At 70.8% G+C, this 21,670-nt stretch carries 16 protein-coding genes and 2 pseudogenes; 13 read left to right on the forward strand and 5 right to left on the reverse strand.

What is annotated here, in order from left to right:
* Positions 1-6 precede the first annotated feature (6 nt).
* Complete coding sequence (locus K8O92_20895; protein ID UAK30382.1) at positions 7-735, reverse strand: hypothetical protein; 729 nt, start codon at positions 733-735, stop codon at positions 7-9.
* 297 nt (positions 736-1,032) lie between these two features.
* Here K8O92_20895 and K8O92_20900 point away from each other — a divergent pair, with 297 nt between their 5' ends.
* From K8O92_20900 to K8O92_20920, 5 genes are all read left to right on the forward strand, one after another.
* On the forward strand, positions 1,033-1,182 hold the full coding sequence (locus K8O92_20900) for a hypothetical protein (GenBank protein UAK30383.1): 150 nt from the start codon (positions 1,033-1,035) through the stop codon (positions 1,180-1,182).
* Positions 1,183-1,271: 89 nt separating this feature from the next.
* Complete coding sequence (locus tag K8O92_20905; protein UAK35847.1) at positions 1,272-2,093, forward strand: SDR family NAD(P)-dependent oxidoreductase; 822 nt, start codon at positions 1,272-1,274, stop codon at positions 2,091-2,093.
* Positions 2,094-2,144: 51 nt separating this feature from the next.
* Positions 2,145-2,810 (forward strand): urease accessory protein UreF, encoded by a 666-nt coding sequence (locus tag K8O92_20910; GenBank protein ID UAK30384.1) that lies wholly within the window; start codon positions 2,145-2,147, stop codon positions 2,808-2,810.
* Positions 2,811-2,833: 23 nt separating this feature from the next.
* Positions 2,834-3,553, forward strand: a complete 720-nt coding sequence (ureG, locus tag K8O92_20915) for an urease accessory protein UreG (GenBank protein ID UAK30385.1) — start codon at positions 2,834-2,836, stop codon at positions 3,551-3,553.
* 8 nt (positions 3,554-3,561) lie between these two features.
* Positions 3,562-4,218 carry an urease accessory protein UreD gene (locus tag K8O92_20920; protein ID UAK30386.1) on the forward strand — a complete coding sequence of 219 codons (657 nt, stop codon included), beginning with the start codon at positions 3,562-3,564 and terminating at the stop codon, positions 4,216-4,218.
* Between the two features lie 290 nt (positions 4,219-4,508).
* On the opposite strand, the pseudogene K8O92_20925 reads toward K8O92_20920, so the two are convergent.
* Both K8O92_20925 and K8O92_20930 read right to left on the reverse strand, forming a co-directional pair.
* Positions 4,509-5,234, reverse strand: a pseudogene (locus tag K8O92_20925) (hypothetical protein).
* 145 nt (positions 5,235-5,379) lie between these two features.
* Positions 5,380-6,813 carry an NAD(P)/FAD-dependent oxidoreductase gene (locus K8O92_20930; GenBank protein UAK30387.1) on the reverse strand — a complete coding sequence of 478 codons (1,434 nt, stop codon included), beginning with the start codon at positions 6,811-6,813 and terminating at the stop codon, positions 5,380-5,382.
* Positions 6,814-7,044: 231 nt separating this feature from the next.
* On the opposite strand from K8O92_20930, the gene K8O92_20935 reads away from it, so the two are divergent.
* Entirely contained in the window at positions 7,045-8,541 is a 1,497-nt protein-coding gene (locus K8O92_20935) for a cytochrome P450 (protein UAK30388.1), read from the forward strand.
* Positions 8,542-8,570: 29 nt separating this feature from the next.
* Here the strand turns inward: K8O92_20935 and K8O92_20940 are convergent, their stop codons facing one another.
* Together K8O92_20940 and K8O92_20945 are read right to left on the reverse strand one after the other, a co-directional pair.
* Positions 8,571-9,416 carry a tat pathway signal sequence gene (locus tag K8O92_20940; GenBank protein ID UAK30389.1) on the reverse strand — a complete coding sequence of 282 codons (846 nt, stop codon included), beginning with the start codon at positions 9,414-9,416 and terminating at the stop codon, positions 8,571-8,573.
* A 164-nt stretch (positions 9,417-9,580) separates the two neighbouring features.
* Complete coding sequence (locus K8O92_20945; GenBank protein UAK30390.1) at positions 9,581-9,787, reverse strand: hypothetical protein; 207 nt, start codon at positions 9,785-9,787, stop codon at positions 9,581-9,583.
* Positions 9,788-10,035: 248 nt separating this feature from the next.
* Between K8O92_20945 and recC the strand changes: the two genes are divergently transcribed.
* The 7 genes and pseudogenes from recC to K8O92_20980 all read left to right on the forward strand — a co-directional run bounded on the left by recC (position 10,036) and on the right by K8O92_20980 (position 21,645).
* Entirely contained in the window at positions 10,036-13,404 is a 3,369-nt protein-coding gene (recC, locus tag K8O92_20950; protein UAK30391.1) for an exodeoxyribonuclease V subunit gamma, read from the forward strand.
* A gap of 112 nt (positions 13,405-13,516) precedes the next feature.
* Complete coding sequence (locus tag K8O92_20955; protein ID UAK30392.1) at positions 13,517-17,029, forward strand: UvrD-helicase domain-containing protein; 3,513 nt, start codon at positions 13,517-13,519, stop codon at positions 17,027-17,029.
* The gene (gene recD, locus K8O92_20960) at positions 17,026-18,924 is read left to right on the forward strand and encodes an exodeoxyribonuclease V subunit alpha (GenBank protein ID UAK30393.1); all 1,899 of its coding nucleotides are present in this window, start codon (positions 17,026-17,028) and stop codon (positions 18,922-18,924) included. Before K8O92_20955 ends, recD begins: the two co-directional genes overlap by 4 nt.
* 46 nt (positions 18,925-18,970) lie before the next feature.
* Entirely contained in the window at positions 18,971-19,444 is a 474-nt protein-coding gene (locus K8O92_20965; GenBank protein UAK35848.1) for a sigma-70 family RNA polymerase sigma factor, read from the forward strand.
* A complete protein-coding gene (locus K8O92_20970) occupies positions 19,444-20,061 on the forward strand; it encodes a methylated-DNA--[protein]-cysteine S-methyltransferase (protein ID UAK35849.1) in 618 nt (205 codons plus the stop codon). Before K8O92_20965 ends, K8O92_20970 begins: the two co-directional genes overlap by 1 nt.
* A 172-nt stretch (positions 20,062-20,233) precedes the next feature.
* Positions 20,234-20,356, forward strand: a pseudogene (locus K8O92_20975) (2OG-Fe(II) oxygenase).
* A gap of 515 nt (positions 20,357-20,871) precedes the next feature.
* Complete coding sequence (locus K8O92_20980; protein UAK30394.1) at positions 20,872-21,645, forward strand: hypothetical protein; 774 nt, start codon at positions 20,872-20,874, stop codon at positions 21,643-21,645.
* Positions 21,646-21,670: the final 25 nt, after the last annotated feature.

A 21,670-nucleotide genomic window follows, 5' to 3' on the forward strand; every position in this document is an offset into this window, starting at 1 on the left:
CCGGGGTCAGCGGCCGAACACCGCCGTCACGATCTCGGCGGCCCAGCGGTTCATCGGCCGGATGACCGCGCCGTGCACCCAGCGCAGCGGCCGCACCACGATCGCGTGCCAGACGACCGCCACGGCGGCGAATACCGGACCCAGCACGTAGCGGTACACCGCCCGGCACGGCGCCACCAAGAGGACGCCCACGATAACGGTGGCCACCCACCACCCGTAACGGGCGCTCGCGCGCACCACTCGCCACAGCGGGCGCAGCACCCAGCGCCACAACTGCGACAGCGGCCAGACGATCAGCCACTTCACCGTGCGATGGCATATCCACGCGATGGCATGGGCGATCGGGAACACGACCCAGCGCAGCAGCCAGGCTCCAGCCGGGCGAATCAGTCTGCGCCAGAGAAAGATCTCGACTGCGTGCCGGAGTGGTCGCAGCAGGTACTCCAGCAGGATGCTGACGAGCGGGGTGAGGATCAGACCCCACAGCAAGTGCTGCACCACCCAGCCCCACAGGAAGTCTTTCGCGAGGATCCAGGCGGGCCGCAGCACCCGGTGCCAGATCAGCTCCGCCGCCGGAACCAGCAGGCGCCGCGCAACGAACACCAGCGCGGCGCCGGTGACGCGGCCCAGCAGGACGATTCCCTCCCACAGCAGCCGGATCGGAACGAGCACCACGATCGCGATCCCGCGCGCGATCCATTGGGCGATCGAGACGTGGGTGTCCGGCGTGGACATGGCGTTCCCCCTCGGCTGGCGCACGGGGGAAATGCCCCTGGCGAAAGAGTCTGTGCGGAGCCTACATTCGAGCACACGGCCGTGGCCGGGCGCGTGAGTAGAAATGCTCGAGTCGCGCACCGGCGCGCTGTCTCTCGAACGATGGCCTGCGGACTCGCCGCGTTGCGCACGAAGTTGTGCGATCCACCGTCGAGCTCGGCGGACACCGCGGACTCGCCGCGTTGCGCACGAAGCTGTGCAATCCACTATCGAGTTCGGCCGACACCGCCGGCTCACCTCGGCGCACGTGCCGCGCCTGTGTCCCTCGGCAACGCGTTCACCCTCGATTCCGACAGCGAGCTCCTGAGTCGGCGCACCTACGGCGCCGTGGGCATCACCGCCTACCTCACGCGGCAGGATTCGCCGCAGCTCGCGTGCGACCACATCCCGGGCCGCGTGATCACGTGAACGCCGGGTGGGTGCACCGGTCTGCGCCTACAGTCGAAATCGTGCATCACACCCGGGCCTCGAACAACGGTCGGCCCATCGCCGAGCGGGTGGCGACGCGGCTGCTGTATCCCACCACGCGTCCGCGCGCGCAGGCGCTGCGCGCCGCGGTCGACGGGAAGCTCGTGCTGGTCACCGGTTCGTCGCACGGCATAGGCAAGGCCAGTGCGCGCAAACTGGCGGCGGCGGGCGCGACGGTCCTGCTCGTCGCCCGTTCCGGTGCCGAACTCGAGCAACTGGCCGCGGAGATCGCCGCCGCGGGCGGCGTCGCGCACAGCTACCCCACGGATCTCACCGACATGGACGCCGTCGAACGTCTCGGCCGCGGCCTCCTCGACGAGCACGGCCATCTCGACGTGGTGATCAACAACGCGGGCAAATCGATTCGCCGCCCGATCGACGAGTCCTACGACCGGTTCCACGATTTCACCCGCACCATCGATGTGAACTACCTCGGTCCGGTGCGGCTGCTGCTCACGTTGCTGCCCGCCATGCGCGCTCGCGGACGAGGCCACATCGTCAATGTGTCCACCTGGGGTGTGCGCATGCCGCCCGCGCCGCGCTGGGCGGCCTACGGCGCGTCCAAGTCCGCCTTCGACGTCTGGCTGCGCAGCGTCGCGGCCGAAGTCGCCCACGACGGCGTCACGACCACTTCGATCTACCTGCCGCTCGTGCACACCAGAATGAGCGCGCCCACCGACTTCAGCCGTGTCCCCGGGCTCACCGTGAACGAGGCCGCGGACCTTGTCTGTCACGCGGTGACCGCCAAGCCGCGCGAAATCGCCCCGTGGTGGGCGGCTCCGGTACAGGCGTGGACCGATCTGACCCGTATCCACGCCCACCGGTTCATGGAACGGGCGTTCCGCCGCTGACCCGGTACGGCCGGGACATCCGGACGACACGCCGGGACATAGGATCGACGGATGCGTGAATCCGCCGCGACCGGCCTGGCTGCGTCCGGTCTCACGACGGTGCTCGCGCTCGCCGACTCGCGGCTGCCGATCGGCGGGCACGTGCACTCCGGAGGTGTGGAAGAAGCTGTCGCGTCCGGTTTGGTCCGCGACGTCGCGACGGTGGAGCTGTATCTGCGCCGCCGCATCCGGACCTCGGGACTGGTGGCCGCGTCGCTCGCCGCGGCGGTGTGCGCGGGGGAACTGGATCCGGCGCGCGCGGAGACGGAAGCGGACGCCCGGACGCCCGCGCCCGCGGCGCGGGCCTCGTCCCGCGCGCAAGGCCGAGGACTGTTGCGGTTGGCGAAGCGGTTGTGGCCCCGGCACGACTGGTCCGCGCTGGGCACGACACCGCATCTGTCCACGGTGTTCGGAATGGTCGGCGCGGCCGCAGAGGTGCCACCCCGGGAGACCGCGGGTGTGGTGGTCTACACCACGCTGACCGGCGCGGCCACTGCCGCGCAGCGTTTGCTGGCCCTCGACCCCGCCGCGATCGCCGCGTGCACGATCCGGCTGGCCGAGTTGTGCGACCGCGTCGCCGCCGAGGCCGTGACCGGTCTCGCCGCGATGTCCGATCCGCTGCAGGACGTGCTCGCCGAGCGTCACCGGCACCGTGACATGCCCCTGTTCGCGAGCTGAAGCCCCGGAAGAAAGGAGACGCCATGCCCCCGCACCTGATCGACGGTGAGCCGCACGACCACGGGCACGATCGTCCGAAACGGACCCGCACGCCCGGGGAAGCGCTGCGCGTAGGCGTCGGCGGCCCGGTGGGCTCCGGCAAGACCGCTCTGGTGGCCGCGCTGTGCAGGCAGTTGCGTGACGAGCTGTCGCTGGCGGTGCTGACCAACGACATCTACACCACCGAGGACGCCGACTTCCTGCGCAGGCACGCGGTGCTGCCGGACGAGCGGATCACCGCCGTGCAGACCGGCGGCTGCCCGCACACCGCCATCCGCGACGACATCACCGCCAACCTCGACGCCATCGACGATCTGGTCGCGGCCAACCCGCCGCTGGATCTGATCCTGGTCGAATCCGGCGGCGACAATCTCACCGCGACCTTCTCCTCCGGTCTGATCGACGTGCAGATCTTCGTGGTCGACGTGGCGGGCGGCGACAAGGTGCCGCGCAAAGGCGGTCCCGGTGTGACATTCTCGGATCTGCTGGTGGTCAACAAGACCGATCTGGCGCCGCTGGTCGGCGCGGACCTCGGTGTGATGGAGCGGGACGCGGCACGGGTACGGGGCGACCGGCCGACGGTGCTCGTCTCGCTCACCGAGGATCCCGCCGCCACGCCGGTGCTGGCCTGGGTGCGCGCGCAACTGCGCGCGGTAGCCGAGCAGGACCGGGCGGGCGCGGGCGAATCCGCCGCGGCGCACTGAGTTCGCCGTTGCGCACGGAATTACGAATAGTCGCAGGCCGCACCGCGCTTCCGGAGATCCACGCGACCGGCGGGTTGTCGGCCCGCCGTACCGGACCGCGCGTGGTGCATCTGATCGGCACCGCGGCGACGCCACTGGGAGGTGACGAACTCGACGTGGTGATCGTGGTCGCCCCGGGCGCCGAACTGGTGGTGCGCTCGGTCGCGGCGACGCTCGCGCTACCGGGCTCGGCGTCGCCGCTGTCGCTCGGGCGCTGGCGCCTCGAGGTCGGTAGCGGGGGAGCCCTGGATTTCGATCCCGAGCCGATGATCGTCGCGGGCGGGGCGCGACACCACACGGTCACCACGATCCGGCTGGCGTCCGGCGCTCGGGTACGTTTGCGCGAACGTGTCCAGATCGGCCGCGCCGGCGAGGATGGCGGCCAGTGGCGGGGGGATCTGATCGCCGACGTCGAGGACACGCCTCTGCTGCGTCACCGGTTGACGCTGGGCGCGGACACACCGGCCGATGACGCGCTGGCCGCGCCACGGGCACTGGAGAGCGAGCTCGTCTATCCGGACGCATGCATCACTGCGACGACAGGGTTGACGCAGACCCGGCTACCGCTGGCAGCGGGCGGCAGTTTGTTCACCCGTACCGGGTCGCTGTTGAGCGCCTCGGGATGAGCACCCGGGGGCGATAGTGCGGCGCGTGCAACGCCGTGGTCGTCCTCGGTCGCGAGTCGCTGCGGAGTTCGTCTCTTACAGGTGTGAACCGGTCGAGACGTGGAGATAGAAAGGGTGGGAACCCGACAGCGTCGTCGGGTTCCCACCTTTTCGGCCGGTGCCTGGTGAACGGCATCCGATCAGCCGTCGGCTCCCTCCGAGGCCGTGTGGTCGGCCTCCGGAGCTGTCTGGTTCGACTGCTGAGCGGAGTCGGCGACTCCCGGAGCCGGATCGGCCGACTCCGGCGCGCTCAGCGCCTGCGGAGGCGCGCTGAGGGCGTGCAACGCTCCGAGCCCCGCTCCGATGCCCGCACCGATGGCAGTGAAGGGGACGGCCATCAGCGCCGCGCCGTAGGCGGCCCCGATCGGGCCCGCCGCGAGGCCGATCGGCGCGAACGGCAGACCGATGGCGAAGCCGAGGCCACCGCCGAACGCGGCCCCGACCAGGGCGAACGGGCTCGCGAACGCGAAGCCCGCCGCAGCGCCGATCGCGGCGGCGCCCATGGTCTGGCCTGCGACGCGGTCGGACCTGGTGCGCTCCATCCCGATCGAGTCGAAGAAGGTCGCCATATTGGCCTCGGCCATCGCCGCGCCGTCGTTGATCTGGATCGCCTGCTCCCGGTACAGCCACTCCGGCGCGTCGATCTGGACGTCACCGAAGCGCAACTTGCCGGGAGGCGGTGCGATCGGCGGCACGGGGGCGACCGGAACCGGCGCGTGCAGCCCTACCAGCGGAGCGAGGTAGTTGCTGTCCGGCAGTGGACGAGCCCATTGCAACGAGCTGAGGATGTCGTCCGGAATCCGCAGACCCTCGTACGGCCGCACGTTCGGCGCCTCGGCCCCCGGCCACTGGGCCGACGGGTGCGTCCGATCGGTGACGTCCGTTCTGATCAAAGGGACGGACGGATCGGGCTCGGCGTTCGCGGTGCCGGTGCCCACCAGCGCCAGAACGAGGGGAATCGTCCCCGCCGCGACGATGGAGCCCAGCTTCGGTCGCCGCGGTGTGGGTTCGCGGTGCTTGCCTGTGCCCATAGATCACCTTTCATCCGAGGGAGACGTCGACGCCTCACATTCGGATCTGCTGGCGACCTGGATTGGTCCAGCGCGCTATAACGATCGCGTGTCAGCCTGCTTTGGCATCGGTGTGCGCCTTGTCCACGGCCACTCGGCTGTTGGTGGAGGCGCCGAGAGCGGCCGCCAGTTCTTCGGCGTCCTCGTCGTCGCCGGTGCTGATGGCCTCCAGGGCTAGTCGGGCGAACACCCACTGCTCGGTGGCCGCCATCTGGCCCCGGCTGCGCCCGAGGAAGGTGACGAACCACTGGATGACGGTGACGATCCGGCTCCGATAGCCGACCAGGTAGTACAGATGCAGCGCCAACCAGGCCAGCCACGCGATGAAGCCGCCGAATTCCAGCTTGCCCACCTGGCACACGGCGCTGAACCGCGAGATGGTGGCCATGCTGCCCTTGTTGAAGTACTTGAACGGCTTGCGCTGTTGCGGCGTCTGGCCTTTCAATCCGGCCTTGATCTGCTTGGCGGCGTAGGTCGCGCCCTGGATGGCGCCCTGCGCCTGGCCGGGCACGTTCGGCACCGACATGAGGTCACCGACCACGAAGACGTTCGGGTGGCCCTTGACGGTCAGATCCGGTTCGACGACGACCCGGCCCGCGCGGTCGACCTCGGTGCCGTCGGACTGGTCGGCGATCATCTTGCCCAGCGGACTGGCCTGCACGCCCGCCGACCACACCTTGCATGCCGACTCGATGCGGCGGATCGTGCCGTCGGAGTCCTTCACCGTGACGCCGAACGCGTCGACATCGATCACCATGGCATTGAGCTGGATCTCCACGCCCATCTTCTCGAGGCGCCGCTCGGCCTTACCGCCGAGGTTCGGCCCCATTGGCCCGAGCACCGCGCCCGCGCCCTCGATCAGGACCACCCGCGCGTCGCGCGGATCGATGTTGTGGAAGGTGCCCTCCAGGGTGCGGTCGGACAGCTCGGCGATCTGCCCGGCCAGCTCGACGCCGGTCGGTCCCGCGCCGACGACGACGAAGGTCAGCAGCCGGTCGCGCTCTTCCTGGGTGGTCGCCAACTCCGCCTGCTCGAACGCGCCGAGGATCCGGCCGCGCAACTCGAGCGCGTCATCGATGGTCTTCATGCCCGGTGCGTAGGTGGCGAACCGGTCGTTGCCGAAGTAGGACTGCTGCGCGCCGGTCGCGACGATCAGGCTGTCGAACGGGGTGACCGTGTCCTTGTCGAGCAGGCGCGAGGTCACCGTCCTTGCTGCCAGGTCGATGTCGGTGACCTCGCCCATCAGCACCTGCGCGTTCTTCTGCTTGCGCAGCACCAGCCGGGTGGCGGGCGCGATCTCGCCGACCGACAGGATGCCGGTCGCGACCTGGTAGAGCAGCGGCTGGAACAAGTGGGTCGAGGTCTTCGAGATCAGCGTGATGTCGACGTCGGCGCGCTTGAGGTGTTTGGTGCCGAACAGGCCGCCGAAGCCCGAGCCGATCACCACCACCCGGTGTCGGCCGTTCTCGACAGTCTGAGTGCTCATCGTCCTGCTCCTCGATGGACCTCGGGGCTCGTCCCCGGCGGCGATTCCTGACACGCTAAACCGTAGCCGTCGAGCCGGGCAGCGTCACGACGAGATCCCCGTTCCTGGCGTGTTGCGGTGCGAAGTCTCACCGCCGCCGGTCCGCGGCGGGGAGGATCGACACCCGGCGAACCGGCTGAACGGGTGCGGCCGAGAGCCTACGATGGGACCTGTCGCTCAGGGAGGATTGCCATGGTCGCCGGTGACCGTGCGGTCGGCCGAAAGCCCAGCGTGCAGGCCGATTCGGAGAACATCGCGCTGATCGAGGTGCCGCACGGCCATCTGATCGACCGGGCGCTGGGGCTGCTGCCGGAACGGCGCCAAGTGCTGGCCACCCCGCCACGCGGCAGCGACACGGTCCCGGTCCGCGGTGACGCCGGACTGCCCTATCTCGGCCGTGCATTGCACTACATGCGCTGGGGTCCGGCCGAGATGATGGAGCGCTACCGCCGCTACGGACCCGTCTCCTTGAACACTTCGCTCGGTGTCGACCGTGTGCTGGTCGCGGGACCGGACGCGCTCGACGAAGTGCTCGGTCACCGGCGACGCGACTTCGGCCAGGGCTGGGACTATTTCATCGGCCCGTTCTTCCGGCGCGGCCTGCTGCTACTGGAATTCGATGAGCACAAATTCCACCGCAAGATCATGCAGCAGGCGTTCACCAGGGACCGGCTGGAAGCACACCTCGCCGCGCTGACACCGGCCGTGCGGGCGAGCATCGCGGGATGGGTGCCGCCCGAGCGCGACGCCGAACGCACGGTGCGGCTGTATCCCACGATCAAAGAGCTGACCCTCGACATCGCGGGCGAGACCTTCATGGCCGCGGACGTCGGCCCGCAGCGCAGGCAGTTGATCGACGCGTTCGTCGACTGCACGCACGCGGGACTGGCGATCATCCGGCACTCGGTGCCGGGCGGCAACTGGCGAGCCGGGTTGCGCGGCCGCAGAGTGCTCGAGGACTACTTCACCGCCATGCTGCCGGACAAGCGCCGCGCCGAATCGCCGGACTTCTTCTCGGGGCTGTGCCACGCCCGCAGCGAAGACGGCGGCGTCTTCGGTGACGCCGACGTGGTCAACCACATGATCTTCCTGATCATGGCCGCGCACGACACCACCACGACGACCGCCACCGCCGTCGCCTACTACTTGGGCAAACACCCGGACTGGCAGGAGCGGGTGCGCGCCGAAGTGCTCGACATGGACGCACGGCTCGGCGACGGGACACCGGCCATCGCGGACCTCGAGGCGTTAGGTGACCTGGATCTGGTGGTCCGGGAGAGCCTGCGGCTCATGCCGCCGGTTCCCGGTCTGGCGCGTCGCGCCGTGCGCGACACCGAAATAGCGGGTCACTACGTTCCCGCGGGCGCTCCGGTCGACCTCGCCTACCAGGTCAATCACCTGCTCCCCGAACTGTGGACCCATCCCGAGCGTTTCGACCCGGAGCGGTTCGGCGAACAGCGGCGCGAGGACAAGTCGCACCGGCTGGCCTGGATGCCGTTCGGGGCGGGCGCGCACAAGTGCATCGGGATGCACTTCGGCACGTTCGAGGTGAAGACGGTGACCGCCGCCCTCGTACGCGAATACGAGTGGCGGATCCCGGAGAAATACCGGATGCCCTGGGGATTCACCACGATTCCTTTCCCCAGGGACGGTGCGCCGATGACGTTGCGCAGGCGTGCGACCGCCTGAGGCTGCCCGCTGCGCTCCCCGTGTGCGCGTCAGCGCCCGGCGAGCAGGATCTCCGCGACCTTGGTGTCGGTGTGGGCGCCCTCGGTGTAGCCGCCCGCGTCGCCCAACGAGGTCATGATGGCCAGGGTGTAGCGCTCGCCCGGTCCCGCGAAACCGACCGAGTTGACCACCCAGCCGCCCTGCTCGGCCGACCAGCCGTTCTTCAGCCCGGGACGCATGCTCGCGCCCGCGCCCCACACGCCCCAGTGCTGGTTGGAGTCCACCGCGCGCATCCGGTCGACCAGGTAGTTGCGGTCGTCGGGGTGCATGTGGTTGAGGATGTGGTCCATCAGCCGGTCGAGGTCGGCGGCGGTGCACTTCTGGAACGACCAGTCCGGGAACAGCGCGGTGTTGGTGGGCTGCGGAACCAGCGAAGTCATCCCATTGGCGCGGAACGCGTTGTTGAACGCCATCCGGTCGATCCCCGCGTACTTGGTCCACAGCAGGTCGGCGGCGCCGTCGTTCGAGGTCGCGAGCATCCCCTCCAGCAGTCCGCGGTCCTCCGGCGACAGCGCGATGGCGCCGACCCGCGCCCGGTTGAGCAGGTCGGCGGCGATCGCGAGCTTGATCGTGGACGCGGTCCAGACCGCGTTCTCGGCATTGGCGTTGGCGTAGATCCCGCCCGAGACCCGGTCACGTAAGACGTAGCCGGTGACACCGGGGCGGTTGGCGAGGTAGGCGTCGACCTTGGCGATGCGGCTGCTCATATCGCAGTCGAAGCCGGGCAGGCAGCCCTGGGTGTGCGCGAGCGGCGCCGCGGCGGCGGACGGAAGCGCGGCGGGCAGGCTCGGGGCGATGATCGCCGCGGCGGCGAGGACACAGGCGGAGGCGGCCACGCGGGGAACGGTCCGGGTGGCGGGGGACGGGTAACGCACGAGGGACCACGATCGCACATCGCGGGTCCGGACGCACGTCTTGAGCTCGGGTCCGGGGTGTGCTAACCCCCGGACGCGTGCTGACGCCGCAGGGAAGTTCGCTGATCGCCGCCGGCCAGAGCAGGTCAGCGGAAAGCGGCGCGCAGTTCTTCGACGTTGCGTCCGTTGAGCCGGTAGCAGTGCTCGAACGCTTCGGTGTGCCGATCCCGGGGCCAGGTATGCAGGACGACGGTGCGACCGTAGTGGCGCGAATTGACGAGCTCCCATCGGTCACCCACCCGGCGGACCGTGAATCCGCCTTTCGGGACCAGCGGAATCACCATCGCATCCATGAACGCGAACCAGCCTTTCGGTGCAGCTCTCTCGTTCCGCCCCGGTGCAAACTCTTACCTCCCCGGTGCAGCACTGTCGCACACCGCCGCGGCGGTCCCCGCGTGACACGGCGAAGTAATCCGTTCTCGTGTGGTTTATTTCACTGCCGCCCGGCAGGGGCCGGTGCAGTTGCGCGTCGGTCGCTGGGCGTATAAACGTGCACGACGTCCGAGGCCGGCGCAGGACACCATCGATCGAGAGGGCGCAGATGCCGCTGCACATCCACCGTGCCGAGCGCGCCGACGTCCTGGCCCTGGCGCTGGCACGAGTGCTGGCGTCGCCGCAGGAGGATCCGTTCGCGGCCGAGGTGGTCGCGGTGCCCGCGAAAGGCGTGGAGCGCTGGCTGACGCAGACGCTCTCGGCCGTCGTCGGGGCGGAGGGCGTGGCCGACGGCGTGTGCGCGAACATCGCCTTCCCCTCGCCTGCCGCGCTGGTCGCCGAGGCGCTGGCCGCGGCGAGCGGGGTGGCCTCCGCCCAGGATCCGTGGGCGCAGGAGCGGCTGGTGTGGTCGCTGCTGCGGGTGATCGACGCGTCGCTGTCCGAGCCGTGGTGCGCCGTGCTGTCCAGGCACCTAGGGGCGCGCAACACCGTGGGCGGCGAGCACCGGGTAGGACGGCGCTACGCGACCGCGGCCCAGGTCGCCGCGCTGTTCGACAGCTACGCCGCCCAGCGTCCCGCGCTCATCACCGAGTGGGCGGCGGGTTCGGACACCGACGGCGCGGGCGGGGCGATACCCGACGACCTGCTCTGGCAGCCGATGCTCTGGCGCAGGCTGCGCGCCGAGATCGGATCGCCCAGCCCGGCCGAACGGCTCGACGCCGCTTGCGCGCAACTGGGCGCCCGGCCGGATCTGGTGGCACTGCCACCGCGGCTGTCGCTGTTCGGCGTGACCCGGTTGCCCAGCGATCAGCTCGCCGTACTGTCGGCGCTCGCCGATTCCCGTGACGTCCACCTGTGGCTGGTCCATCCCAGCCCGGTCCTCTGGTCGGCCTTGGGTGAGCTGCCGCCGGCCCGCACGCGCGCCGAAGATCGCAGTGCCGGGGCGGTGGCGCACCCACTGCTGGCGGGACTGGCCCGCGACATCCGAGAACTCCAGCAACGGCTGGCCGCGGCCGCCGGTTCCGACACATATCATCCGATTACCGCGATCTCATCCGAAGACGTTGTGCCAGAGAATGGTTCGCCCACGACATTGTTGCGCGCGCTGCAGGCGGGTATTCGGGACAACCGGTGGCCACCGGCGCCGGGAGAGGTCGGCGCCGACGGCACCGTGCAGGTACACGCGTGTCACGGCCCCGCGCGGCAGGTCGAAGTACTGCGGGAATGCCTGCTCGGGCTGTTCGCGGCCGACGAGACGCTGGAGCCGCGCGACGTGCTGATCATGTGCCCGGAGGTGGAGGCGTACGCGCCGCTGGTGCGGGCGGCGTTCGGGCAGCGCGCCACGGGATCGCCCGAGCCGCAGATCGATTCGGAGCACCCGGCGCACCGGCTGCGGGTGCGTCTGGCCGACCGGGGGCGCGGCGTGACCAACCCGCTGCTGGCGGTGATCGGAGCGCTGCTCGAGCTGGCCGACGGCCGGGTGACGGTGACCCAGGTGCTCGACCTCGCGGCCGCCGAAACCGTCCGGCGCCGTTGCGGATTCGACGACGACGATATCGAGCGGCTGCGCGAGTGGGCGGCCGAATCCGGCGCGCGGTGGGGCATCGGTCAGCGTCAGCGTCAGGCGTTCGGGCTCGCGGATTTCGCGCAGAACACACTCAACAGCGCGGTGGACCGGATCCTGCTCGGCGTCACCGCGGGCGAGACCGCCGAGGACTGGCTGGATCTCGCGCTGCCCTTGGACGATGTGGACAGCAACGACGTCGACCTGGCCGGGCGCTTCGCCGAGTTCGTCGACCGGCTCGCGGTGTGCCTGCGCGACCTGCGCGGTCCCCGGCCCGCGCACGAGTGGGCGACGGTGCTCGGCCGTGCGCTGGATCTGCTGACCGATGTACCGGACGCGCAGGCCTGGGTGCGCATCGAGGCCAGACAGGAGCTCGCCGCCGCCACCGAGCACGCGGGGGAGGTGTCCTTACGGCTGGCCGACGTGGGCGTGCTGCTGCGTTCACGGCTGGCGGCGCGCCCCACCAGGGCCAACTTCCGCACTGGCGAGCTGACCGTGTGCACGATGGTGCCGATGCGGTCGGTGCCGCACCGGGTGGTGGTGCTGCTCGGGCTCGACGACGAGGTGTTCCCGCGTGCGAGCGCGGCCGACGGTGACGACGTGCTGGCCAGAGAACCGCTGCTGGGTGAACGGGACCCGCGCAGCGAGGACCGGCAACTGCTGCTGGACGCGATCCTCGCGGCCCGGGACACGCTGCTGGTGCTGCACACCGGCGCCGATCCGGTCAGCGGCGCGCACCGGCCGCCCGCCATCCCGGTCGCCGAGCTGCTGGACGCGCTGCGCGCACATGTCGGCGCCGCGGCGATGCGCACGGTGGTGACCCGGCATCCGCTGCAGTCCTTCGATCGCCGGAACTTCCGGGCCGAGCGGCCGTTCAGCTTCGATACCGTGGCGCTGGCCGGCGCGTACGCCGCCGACGGTCCGGCGCAACCGCGCCCCGGGTTTCTTTCCGCGCCGTTGCCCGCCGCGGAAGCCGCGGATGTCGCGCTGGCCGACCTGATCTCGTTCGCGGAGCACCCGGTGCGCGCCTTCTTGTGGCAGCGTCTGGGCCTGCGGGTCCCCGAGCACGACGAGGACATCGACGAGCGGCTGCCCATCGAACTCGACGGCCTGGCCAAATGGGAGCTGGGCGAACGCCTGCTCGCGGCCCGCCTGACCGGCGCGGACCCGGCCGGATTGCGGGCGGCGGAGTGGCGCCGCGGCACGTTGCCGCCCTTCGGTTTCGGCGCCGCCGTGCTCGACGAGGTCGAGTACACCGTGGACCGTTTGGTGCGCGCCGCGCAGGCGGACTACGCGGGCGCGGCGCGGGCGGTGGACATCGCGATCGATCTGGGCAACGGACGCAGGCTCACCGGCACCATCCCGCAGGTGCGCGGCGAAACACTGGTCCGCACCACCTTCTCCCGATTGGCTCCCAAACACCGCATCGCAGCGTGGGTCTCGCTGCTGGCGCTGACCGTCACCGAGGACCGGTCCTGGCGCGCCGTGAGCACCGGGCGCGGCCAATTCGGTCGTCCCACCTGGCGTTGCGAGCTCACCGCGCCCGATGTGCCCGCGGCCAGGGAGATCCTGCGCGAACTCGTCGCGCTGCGCGACGCGGGCCTGACCGAGCCGCTGCCGGTCGCCCCCACCGCCACCGCTGTCTACGCCGAGCGTCGTTTCCGCGGCGCCGGAGTCGACGACGCGATCGCCGCGGCCGAGCGCGAATTCAACGGCGGCCCCAACGGTCCGGGGCCGTTCGGCGACCACACCGACCGTCATCTGCGCTATGTGTGGGGCCCGGCGCCCCGGCTCGACGACCTCATGGCCGCGCGGGCCCCGGCGGGCGAGCCCGGGGAGAGCACCCGCTTCGGCGCGCTGGCCCGGCGCGTGTGGGTTCCGCTGCTGGCCGCGGAAAGCCAGGGCCAGCCGTGACCGATCACGAGACCGATCGCAGACTACGGTGCCGCGCGATCCGGCGCGGAAAGCCGGCTCACACCGCCACGGCGCGTGTCGGTGGCCGGTGGGCGGCCGGGAGCGCGGCAGAATGTCAGCGCGGACAGTCGGATCGGCACCGGGACCGTGCCGAGGGGCCGGTGGCTCGGGCGCTCGCGACGTCCGCAGATCGCGTGAGCGCAGGCCGCGCAGGAGGGAGATCCGCGTGACCGTGCAGCAGACCTCCTTCGACGCCGCGTTCGACGCGGCCGCGTTCGAGCCGTACGGCCCGTTACCCACTGGCACGACCGTGCTGGAGGCCAGCGCGGGCACCGGCAAGACCCACGCCATCGTCGGTCTGGCCGTCCGCTACGTCGCCGAGGCCGGGATCGATGTGTCCCAGCTGCTACTGGTGACGTTCAGCCGGGCCGCGACCCAGGAACTGCGGGAACGCACCCGCGACCGATTCGTCGCCGTCGCCGCCGGGTTGGCCGATCCGGCCGCGGCGCGAGCACACGCCGACGAACTGGTCCGGTATCTCGCGCAGGCAGGCGAAGCCGAGGTCCGGCTGCGGCAGCGGCGGTTGCTGACCGCACTGTCGGATTTCGACGCGGGCACCATCGCCACCACACACAGCTTCTGTCAGCGCATGCTGGACGAGCTCGGGCTCGCGGGCGAACACGACCCCGGCACCCGACTGGTGGAGACCGTCGACGACCTGGTCGGCACGGTTGTCGATGACCTGTACCTGAACCGCTACGCCCGCGCCGAACCGCCGTGCGCGCTGAAAGAGGCTCGCACGCTGGCGCTGGCCGCGGTGCGGGACCGGCACGCGGCCCTCGTGCCCGACGGCGAATCCGGCGCGGGCGAGCGGGTGGCGTTCGCGCAGGCAGTGCGCGCGGAGACCGAGCGCCGCAAACGGCTGGCCGGGTTGCGCGACTTCGACGACCTGCTGGTGCTGCTGCACGACGTGCTCGCAGATCCCGAGCACGGCCCGCTCGCGTGCCGCCGTATCCGCGCGCGCTACCGGGTCGCCCTGGTCGACGAGTTCCAGGACACCGACCCGCTGCAATGGGACATCCTGCGCAGGTCGTTCCACGGACACACCACCTTGGTGCTGGTCGGCGATCCCAAACAGGCGATCTACGCCTTCCGCGGCGCGGAAGTGCTCAGCTATCTGGACGCGGTCGCGCACGCCGACACCCGGAGAGAGCTCACCACGAACTGGCGCAGCGACGCGGGACTCCTGGCCGCGCTGGACCACCTGCACGGGGGCGCGGCGCTGGGGCACGAGGAGATCCGCGTCTATCCGGTCGCCCCGACCAGGCCGTGGTCGCGGCTGTCCGGACCGGCCGAGCTCACCACGCCGATGCGGTTGCGGTGCCTGCCGCGCACCGGCGCGGGGCCGCTGAACAAGTCCGGTTTCCCGGCGGTCGGCCGCATGCGGGCCAAGGTCGCCGACGATCTCGCCGCCGACATCGTCCGCCTGCTGGAATCTGGCGTGCTGCTGGACGCGAAGGCCGAACCCGCTCTCGCCGAAGCGGATTCGGTCTCGGACCGGGCCGTGGAGGCGGCACGCAGGCCGGTCGGGCCCGGTGACATCGCGGTGCTGGTGCGCACCCGCTCGCAGATCGACGTCGTGCGCGCCGCGCTGGATCGCGTCGGCGTCGCCTCCGTGCTCGCCGGCGGGGTCAGCGTCTTCGCGACCGCCAGCGCCACCGACTGGCTGTGGGTGCTGCGCGCGCTGGAACAGCCGCACCGGGCCGACCGGGTGCGGCTGGCCGCGTGCACACCGTTGCTCGGCGTCACCGCCGCCGAGATCGACAGCGGGGGCGCGGATCTGGTCGGGCGGGTCAGCGCCCAATTGCGGGAGGCGGCGCGTCTGTTCGCCCGCGCGGGATTCGCGGCCGTCTTCGAGAAGATCGCTGCCGAAGCGCGCCTGGCGCAGCGACTGCTCGCCGTGGAGAACGGGGAGCGGCAGCTCACCGACCTGCGGCACATCGCGCAGTTGCTCGACCAGGTCGCGCTCACCGAGGGCCTGGGGCTGACCGCGCTGACCCGGTGGCTGGCCGACCGGGTGCGCGATCCCGCCTCCGGCGCCGTCGCCGACCGCAGTCGCAGGCTGGACCGCGACGCCGCCGCCGTGCAGATCGCTACCGTGCACGCCAGCAAGGGACTCGAATTCCCGGTGGTCTACTTGCCCTTCGCGTGGGACAGCGCGAAGAACCCCTATCCGGCGACATTGCTGTTCCACGCCGACGACGGTGCGCGCGTGCTGGACGTCGGCGGTCCGGATGCTCCGGGATACGCCGAACGCAAGGCGCGCAGCGAAGCCGAGGAGGCGGGGGAGGAGCTGCGGCTGCTCTACGTCGCGCTGACCCGGGCCATGTGCCAGATCGTCGCCTGGTGGGCGCCCGCGATCACCACCGCGGCCTCGCCGCTGCACCGAATGGTCTTCGGCCGCGCCGATCGCGGCGCCGTCATCGCCAACCGCGCCCCCGTGCCCGTCGATGCCGTTGCCGCGCAGTCTCTTTCGGCATGGGCACAGGACGCGGCCGTCGCCATCTCCGTAACCGCGGTGGCCGGAAGCGACGACGTCGCGATCCGGTGGGCCCGCACCGAGCCCGCGCAGGGCGAACTGGCCGCCGCACGCTTTCACCGGGTGCTGGACCAGCAGTGGCGGCGCACGTCGTACTCGGCGCTGACCGCCTCCGCCCACGGTCCGGTGGTGCCGGCGTCCGACAGCGAACCGGAGGACCCCCGGGGACCGGGCGACGAGCCCGCCGGCACCTCCCTGGTGGGCGCGGGGGAGCCGGAGCTGACCGGCGCGGCCTCGCTGATGAACACGCTGCCCTACGGCGCTGAGTTCGGCACGCTGGTGCACGGCGTGCTGGAGCGGATAGACACCGGCTGCGCGGATCTGGCAGCCGAGGTGCACGACCGGTGCCGCGAGGCGGTGGGCGAGCTCATGGCCGAGATGGACCCGGAACTGCTGGCCACCGCGTTGCTCGCGGTGCTGCGTACCCCACTCGACGGCGCCTGCCTGGCCGACGTCGCCCCTCGGGACCGCCTCACCGAGCTCGAGTTCGAATTGCCGTTGGCGGGCGGGGACCGGGTCGGCGCCACCACGGCGACGCTGCGGCGCATCGCCGATCTGCTGCGCGACCACCTTCCGGCCGACGACGACCTGAGCACGTACGCCGACCATTTGGCGGCGCTGGAGGACATCCCGCTGCGCGGCTACCTCACCGGCAGCATCGACGCCGTGCTGCGCGTGTCCGACGGCGCGGCCCCGCGGTTCGTCGTCGTCGACTACAAGACCAACCGGTTGGGCGCCGGTGACCTCACCGTCGCGCATTACACCCGCGATCGCATGGCCGCCGAGATGCTGCGCTCCCACTATCCGCTGCAGGCCCTGCTGTATTCGGTTGCCCTGCACCGCTACCTGCGCTGGCGGCTGCCCGGCTACGACCCCGCCCGGCACCTCGGCGGTGTTCGGTACCTGTTCGTGCGCGGCATGATCGGACCGCGGACACCCGACGGCTGCGGCGTCTTCGACTGGTACCCGCCTGCCGATCTGGTCGTCGCGCTGTCGGCGCTGCTGGCGGGGGAGGCGCCGCAGTGACCTCGATCCAGGTGGCGCAGCGGGGGACCGGTCTGCTGCGCACGTTCAACGAGGCCGGTGTGCTGTCGGCGGCCGACGTGCACGTGGCGCTGCGGCTGGGCCGGCTGGGCCGGGAATCGTCGGAGCCGGTGCTGTTCGCCGCGGCGCTGGCCGTGCGAGCGGTGCGTTCCGGCTCGGTGTGCCTGGAACTGCACCGGATGCGGGAAATCGGTGTCGACGCCGACGAAACCTGGGACGCGGGCATCGATCCGGCGACGCTGCCGTGGCCGGACATCCCGGCGGTGGTCGCCGCGCTGCGGGCGAGCCCGCTGGTGCGCGGCGGACCGGCGGGGCCGTTGCGGCCGCTTCGCCTGGTCGAGTCCCGAGGACCGGACGATTCCGGCCCGCTGCTCTACCTCGACCGGTACTACCGGCAGGAGCAGACGATCCGGCGCGTGCTCACCGAGCGCTCCGCCCACCACCCGGTGGTCGACCCGCGCATCGTGCGGCGCGAACTGGACCGGCTGTTCGACGCGCCGGTCGGCACGGCGCCGGATCGCCAGCGGCTGGCCGCCGCGCTCGCCGCGACGCACTGGACCACGGTGGTCGCGGGCGGGCCGGGCACCGGCAAGACCCACACGATCGCGCGGATCATCGCCTTGCTGTCCGCGCATCGGGAGGCCGAGCCGAAGCTGCCCGCGCTGCGCATCGCGCTGGCCGCTCCCACCGGGAAGGCGGCCGCGCGATTGCAGGAAGCCGTGCGCGAACAAGCCGTTTCGCTCGGACTGCCCGAACTCACCGCCGCCACCCTGCACCGGTTGCTCGGCTGGCAGCGTGGTCGCAGCACCCGGTTCAAGCATCACGAGTTCAACCGGCTGCCCTATGACGTGATCGTGGTCGACGAGACCTCGATGGTCTCCTTGACCATGATGAGCAGGCTGCTGGCCGCGCTGCGGCCGGACACCCGCCTGGTCCTGGTCGGCGACCCGGACCAGCTCGCCTCGGTCGACGCGGGCGCGGTGCTCGCCGACCTGGTCGCCGGACCGGTCGCCGCTACCCCGAACCCTGTCCTGGACGACATCCTCGGCCCGGAAACGACCGCCGATCACGCGGAGGCGCTGACCGCGCTGGAGCGCACGCGCTTGCGCGGCGGCATCGTGCGGCTGACCCGGGGCCGCAGATTCGGCGGCCGCATCGCCGACCTGGCCGTGGCGGTGCGGGCGGGGGACGCGGACACCGCGCTCGAACTGTTGCGCGCGGGCGGCGACGAATTGTCACTGAGCGCGCCCGAGGAGCTGACCGTGGTGCGCGCCGACGTGGTCGCAGCCGCGAGCGCGGTCACCGCCGCAGCGCTCGACGGCGACGCGGCGGGCGCGCTGACCGCCCTGGAATCGCATCGCCTGCTGTGCGCGCACCGGCAGGGGCCGTTCGGCGTCGAGCGCTGGGACAGAATGGCCGCGGAGTGGGCCGCCGCCGGAGGAGCGGGCCCCGACTCCTACCAGGCGCCGTGGTACCCCGGCCAACCGCTGCTGGTCACCGCGAACGATCACGAGGCGCGCATCTACAACGGCGACACCGGGGTCGTCGTGCGTATGCCCGACGGCTCGCTGCGCGCGGCGCTGCAACGCGGCAGCGAACCGTACCTGGTGCACCCCACGCAGTTTCCCGCGGTGGTCACCGTCTTCGCCATGACCATTCATCGCAGCCAGGGCAGTCAGTACGACACCGTTTCCGTCGTCTTGCCCGAGCCCGAATCGACCCTGCTGACCAGGGAATTGCTGTACACAGCGATCACCAGGGCACGCCGCCACGTCCGGATCATCGGAACCGACGAGTCCATCCGCGCGGGTATCGCACGCCGGGTGCTGCGCGCCAGTGGCCTGTCGCGCCGGGAAGAGGAACCGGGAATCGGGTGACCGAATCTCACGTTCGCGACGCCCGCGGCGTCTACCCGGTGTGAGCCTGCCCCCGTTCGAGGAAATAGTGGCCGAGTACGGCCCGATGGTGTTGCGCGTCTGCCGGGCGGTGCTCGGTCCGTCCGACGCGGCCGACGCCTGGTCGGAAACGTTTCTCTCGGCGCTGCGCGCGTTTCCCGGGCTCTGTCCGGACACGAACATCGAGGCATGGCTGGTGACCATCGCGCATCGCCGCGCGATCGACGTCGGCCGGGCGCTAACGCGCGCACCCGTACCTGCCGAGACGCTGCCGGAACGTCCCGCTCCCGCTCCCGGCCCCGCCGATTACGACCCCGACCTCTGGGCCGCCCTGCGGGCGCTGCCGACCAAGCAGCGCCAGGCGGTCGCCTACCACTACCTGGCCGGGCTTCCCCACGCGGAGATCGCCACCTTGCTCGGCAATTCTCCCGACGCCGCCCGCCGCGCCGCCGCGGACGGCCTGAAGACCCTGCGCAAGCTCTACCCGAAGGATGAAGCATGATGGCCACCCTCGATCGCGGCGACCTGAACGGGTTGTCGCGCGCACTGAGCCCCGACGCCGACCTGCTGGCCACCCTGCACGCGCGACTGGCCGCCGAGGCCGAGTCCGCCGGACTGCTCGATGTCGCCTACCGGCTCCTCGACACCCCGGTGGGGTCACTGTTGCTGGCCGCGACGCCCGCCGGGCTGGTCCGTGTCGCCTACCCCGCCGAGGACCACGAGGCGGTGCTCGCCACGCTGGCAGCCCGGATCAGCCCCCGAATCCTCGCCGCCCCCGCCCGGCTGGACTCGGCCGCGCGGGAGATCGAGGAGTACTTCACCGGCCGCCGGACGCATTTCGACCTGCCGCTGGACCTGCGGCTGGCCGCTGGCTTCCGCCGCCAGGTGATCGAGCATCTGCCCGCCATCGGCTACGGGCAGCGCGCCAGCTACGGCGCGGTGGCCGCCGCCGTCGGCAATCCGCGTGCCGTTCGCGCGGTCGGCTCTGCCTGCGCCCACAACCCGCTGCCGGTGGTGATTCCGTGCCATCGGGTGGTTCGCGGCGACGGGTCCATCGGACAGTACGTCGGCGGCGTCAGCGCGAAGCACACGTTGCTCGATCTGGAGGCGGCGGCATGAGCGAACGAAGGACGACAGTCACCGGACGCAGCGTCGTGGGGACGCGGATCCCGCCGCGCGGACATCCGACCGAGCGCAAACAGGTGCTTCCCTGGCCGACCGTGTCGCCGCTCAGCCCTGGCGGGCGCTGCTCGAGAAAGTCGACGCCCACGGCTGCGCGGCGACGGGGCCGACCCGAGCCCGGCCGACGCCGTCGAGTCGAGGCTGGTCCCGCGCCCCGGTTCGCCATGGCGTCAGCCGCGTGCGCGGCGGGCTGCGGCACACGTTGGGCCTCGTGCTGCACGACGCGGAGTAACCGCACGTTGCACTGTCGCCGACAGGCCGCGCAAGCGGATCGTGTACCGCCTCGGTGCCTCCTCTCGAAGGTGGTGTCGACATCGGGTGCGGGGTTCCCGCCATCGGATCGACCTCGCTGTCGACCGGCCGACTTCGTCGTCGGAGGCGGGGAGGGGCCGGGTGACCCCTCGCCACCCGAACCCCGTCCCTCGCGGCGACAAGCATGCATGGATAGGGGTGGCCTTCCGCATCGGTAACCGAAAGATAGCGGTACGAGTTCTACCTATGCGGCGCGCACCGGCGCGGCGAACGCGAGGTTCGGACCGTCGGCGACGGGTTGCCTCGACCGGTCCATCGGCGCGTCCGAGTTCGGGTACTGTTCCTGCGCCGGGATCGCGCGAGGGCCGTGCGCACGGCCCTCCGTAGGCAGAAAAGCGACATGAGACCCAGGTTTACGTACAGGTACCGATGTGGCGGACCTACCTACAACTCTTAGCCTTGCCGAGACGTAGCGCCGTTGAGAGAGACACACCGATGGTCAGCATCATTCGAACCGCAGCTCGGCTCGGCAACCACTTCTCGCCTTTCACCCACACTTCTTCTCCCGGACGGACGGCCGAGGCGGCAGCGTTTCCACCGGCCGCATCAACCGTCTACCCTGAGCTCGCGCCGCAGATTCATCTGCCATTGGTCACGCGAATGCTGCTGTACGGCGATGGCGCCACCACGTTGCTTCTCCAGCAGATCGCCGGGTCGAATATCGTAGCCGACGTATTGCCCTCCCGTACCATCGAGGCCGGGGAGCTCCGGATTTTCCGCGAAGTTTTCCGTGATCCCGCCATCGGTACGCTCAGGGTACGGCACACCAGATTGCAAGATTCGGCAGGGAACGTGATCAGCGAAAATCTGATCACTTACCGGGAAGCGGACGAGCCGACGTTGATCCCCCCGGACGGTGTTCCATTCGGCATCCATATCCGTCGGCTCGGCGTATTCGAACGAAGACGCATTTTCGTCACCGGCGTGACGTGCCATCCATTCGGGCTCTTCCCCGCAGCTGCCGCGGCGCGCGTGTACGAAATCGAGTTCTCGACGCACCAGAGTGTGCTCGTGCACGAAGTTTTCAATCCCGCGCTCGTCGACACTCGAAACCCGGATCACCGCAGGTCGACATCGGTAGTCTTCGCACGTGCGCTCCGCGCTTCGGGTGCGGGCACAGGGCTGCGCAGCATCGGGGTGAATGCTTCGGGTGCGCTCGGAGCGAAGTCCCGCAAATCGCTGCCAGAAAGGTCGAGTAGGACTCCGTGAACGCGGCACGGTGAAACGGAATGCG

It is taken from the genome of Nocardia asteroides (assembly GCA_019930625.1).
Lineage (GTDB): Bacteria > Actinomycetota > Actinomycetes > Mycobacteriales > Mycobacteriaceae > Nocardia > Nocardia sputi.

Coding starts and splice junctions, on each gene's coding strand:
- K8O92_20935 (UAK30388.1), top strand. CDS start 7,045: ATGGTCGCCGGTGACCGTGCGGTCGGCCGAAAGCCCAGCGTGCAGGCC.
- ureG (UAK30385.1), top strand. CDS start 2,834: ATGCCCCCGCACCTGATCGACGGTGAGCCGCACGACCACGGGCACGAT.
- recC (UAK30391.1), top strand. CDS start 10,036: ATGCCGCTGCACATCCACCGTGCCGAGCGCGCCGACGTCCTGGCCCTG.
- K8O92_20980 (UAK30394.1), top strand. CDS start 20,872: ATGGTCAGCATCATTCGAACCGCAGCTCGGCTCGGCAACCACTTCTCG.
- K8O92_20910 (UAK30384.1), top strand. CDS start 2,145: ATGCGTGAATCCGCCGCGACCGGCCTGGCTGCGTCCGGTCTCACGACG.
- K8O92_20955 (UAK30392.1), top strand. CDS start 13,517: ATGTCAGCGCGGACAGTCGGATCGGCACCGGGACCGTGCCGAGGGGCC.
- K8O92_20930 (UAK30387.1), bottom strand. CDS start 6,813: ATGAGCACTCAGACTGTCGAGAACGGCCGACACCGGGTGGTGGTGATC.
- K8O92_20945 (UAK30390.1), bottom strand. CDS start 9,787: ATGGATGCGATGGTGATTCCGCTGGTCCCGAAAGGCGGATTCACGGTC.
- K8O92_20970 (UAK35849.1), top strand. CDS start 19,444: ATGGCCACCCTCGATCGCGGCGACCTGAACGGGTTGTCGCGCGCACTG.
- K8O92_20895 (UAK30382.1), bottom strand. CDS start 735: ATGTCCACGCCGGACACCCACGTCTCGATCGCCCAATGGATCGCGCGC.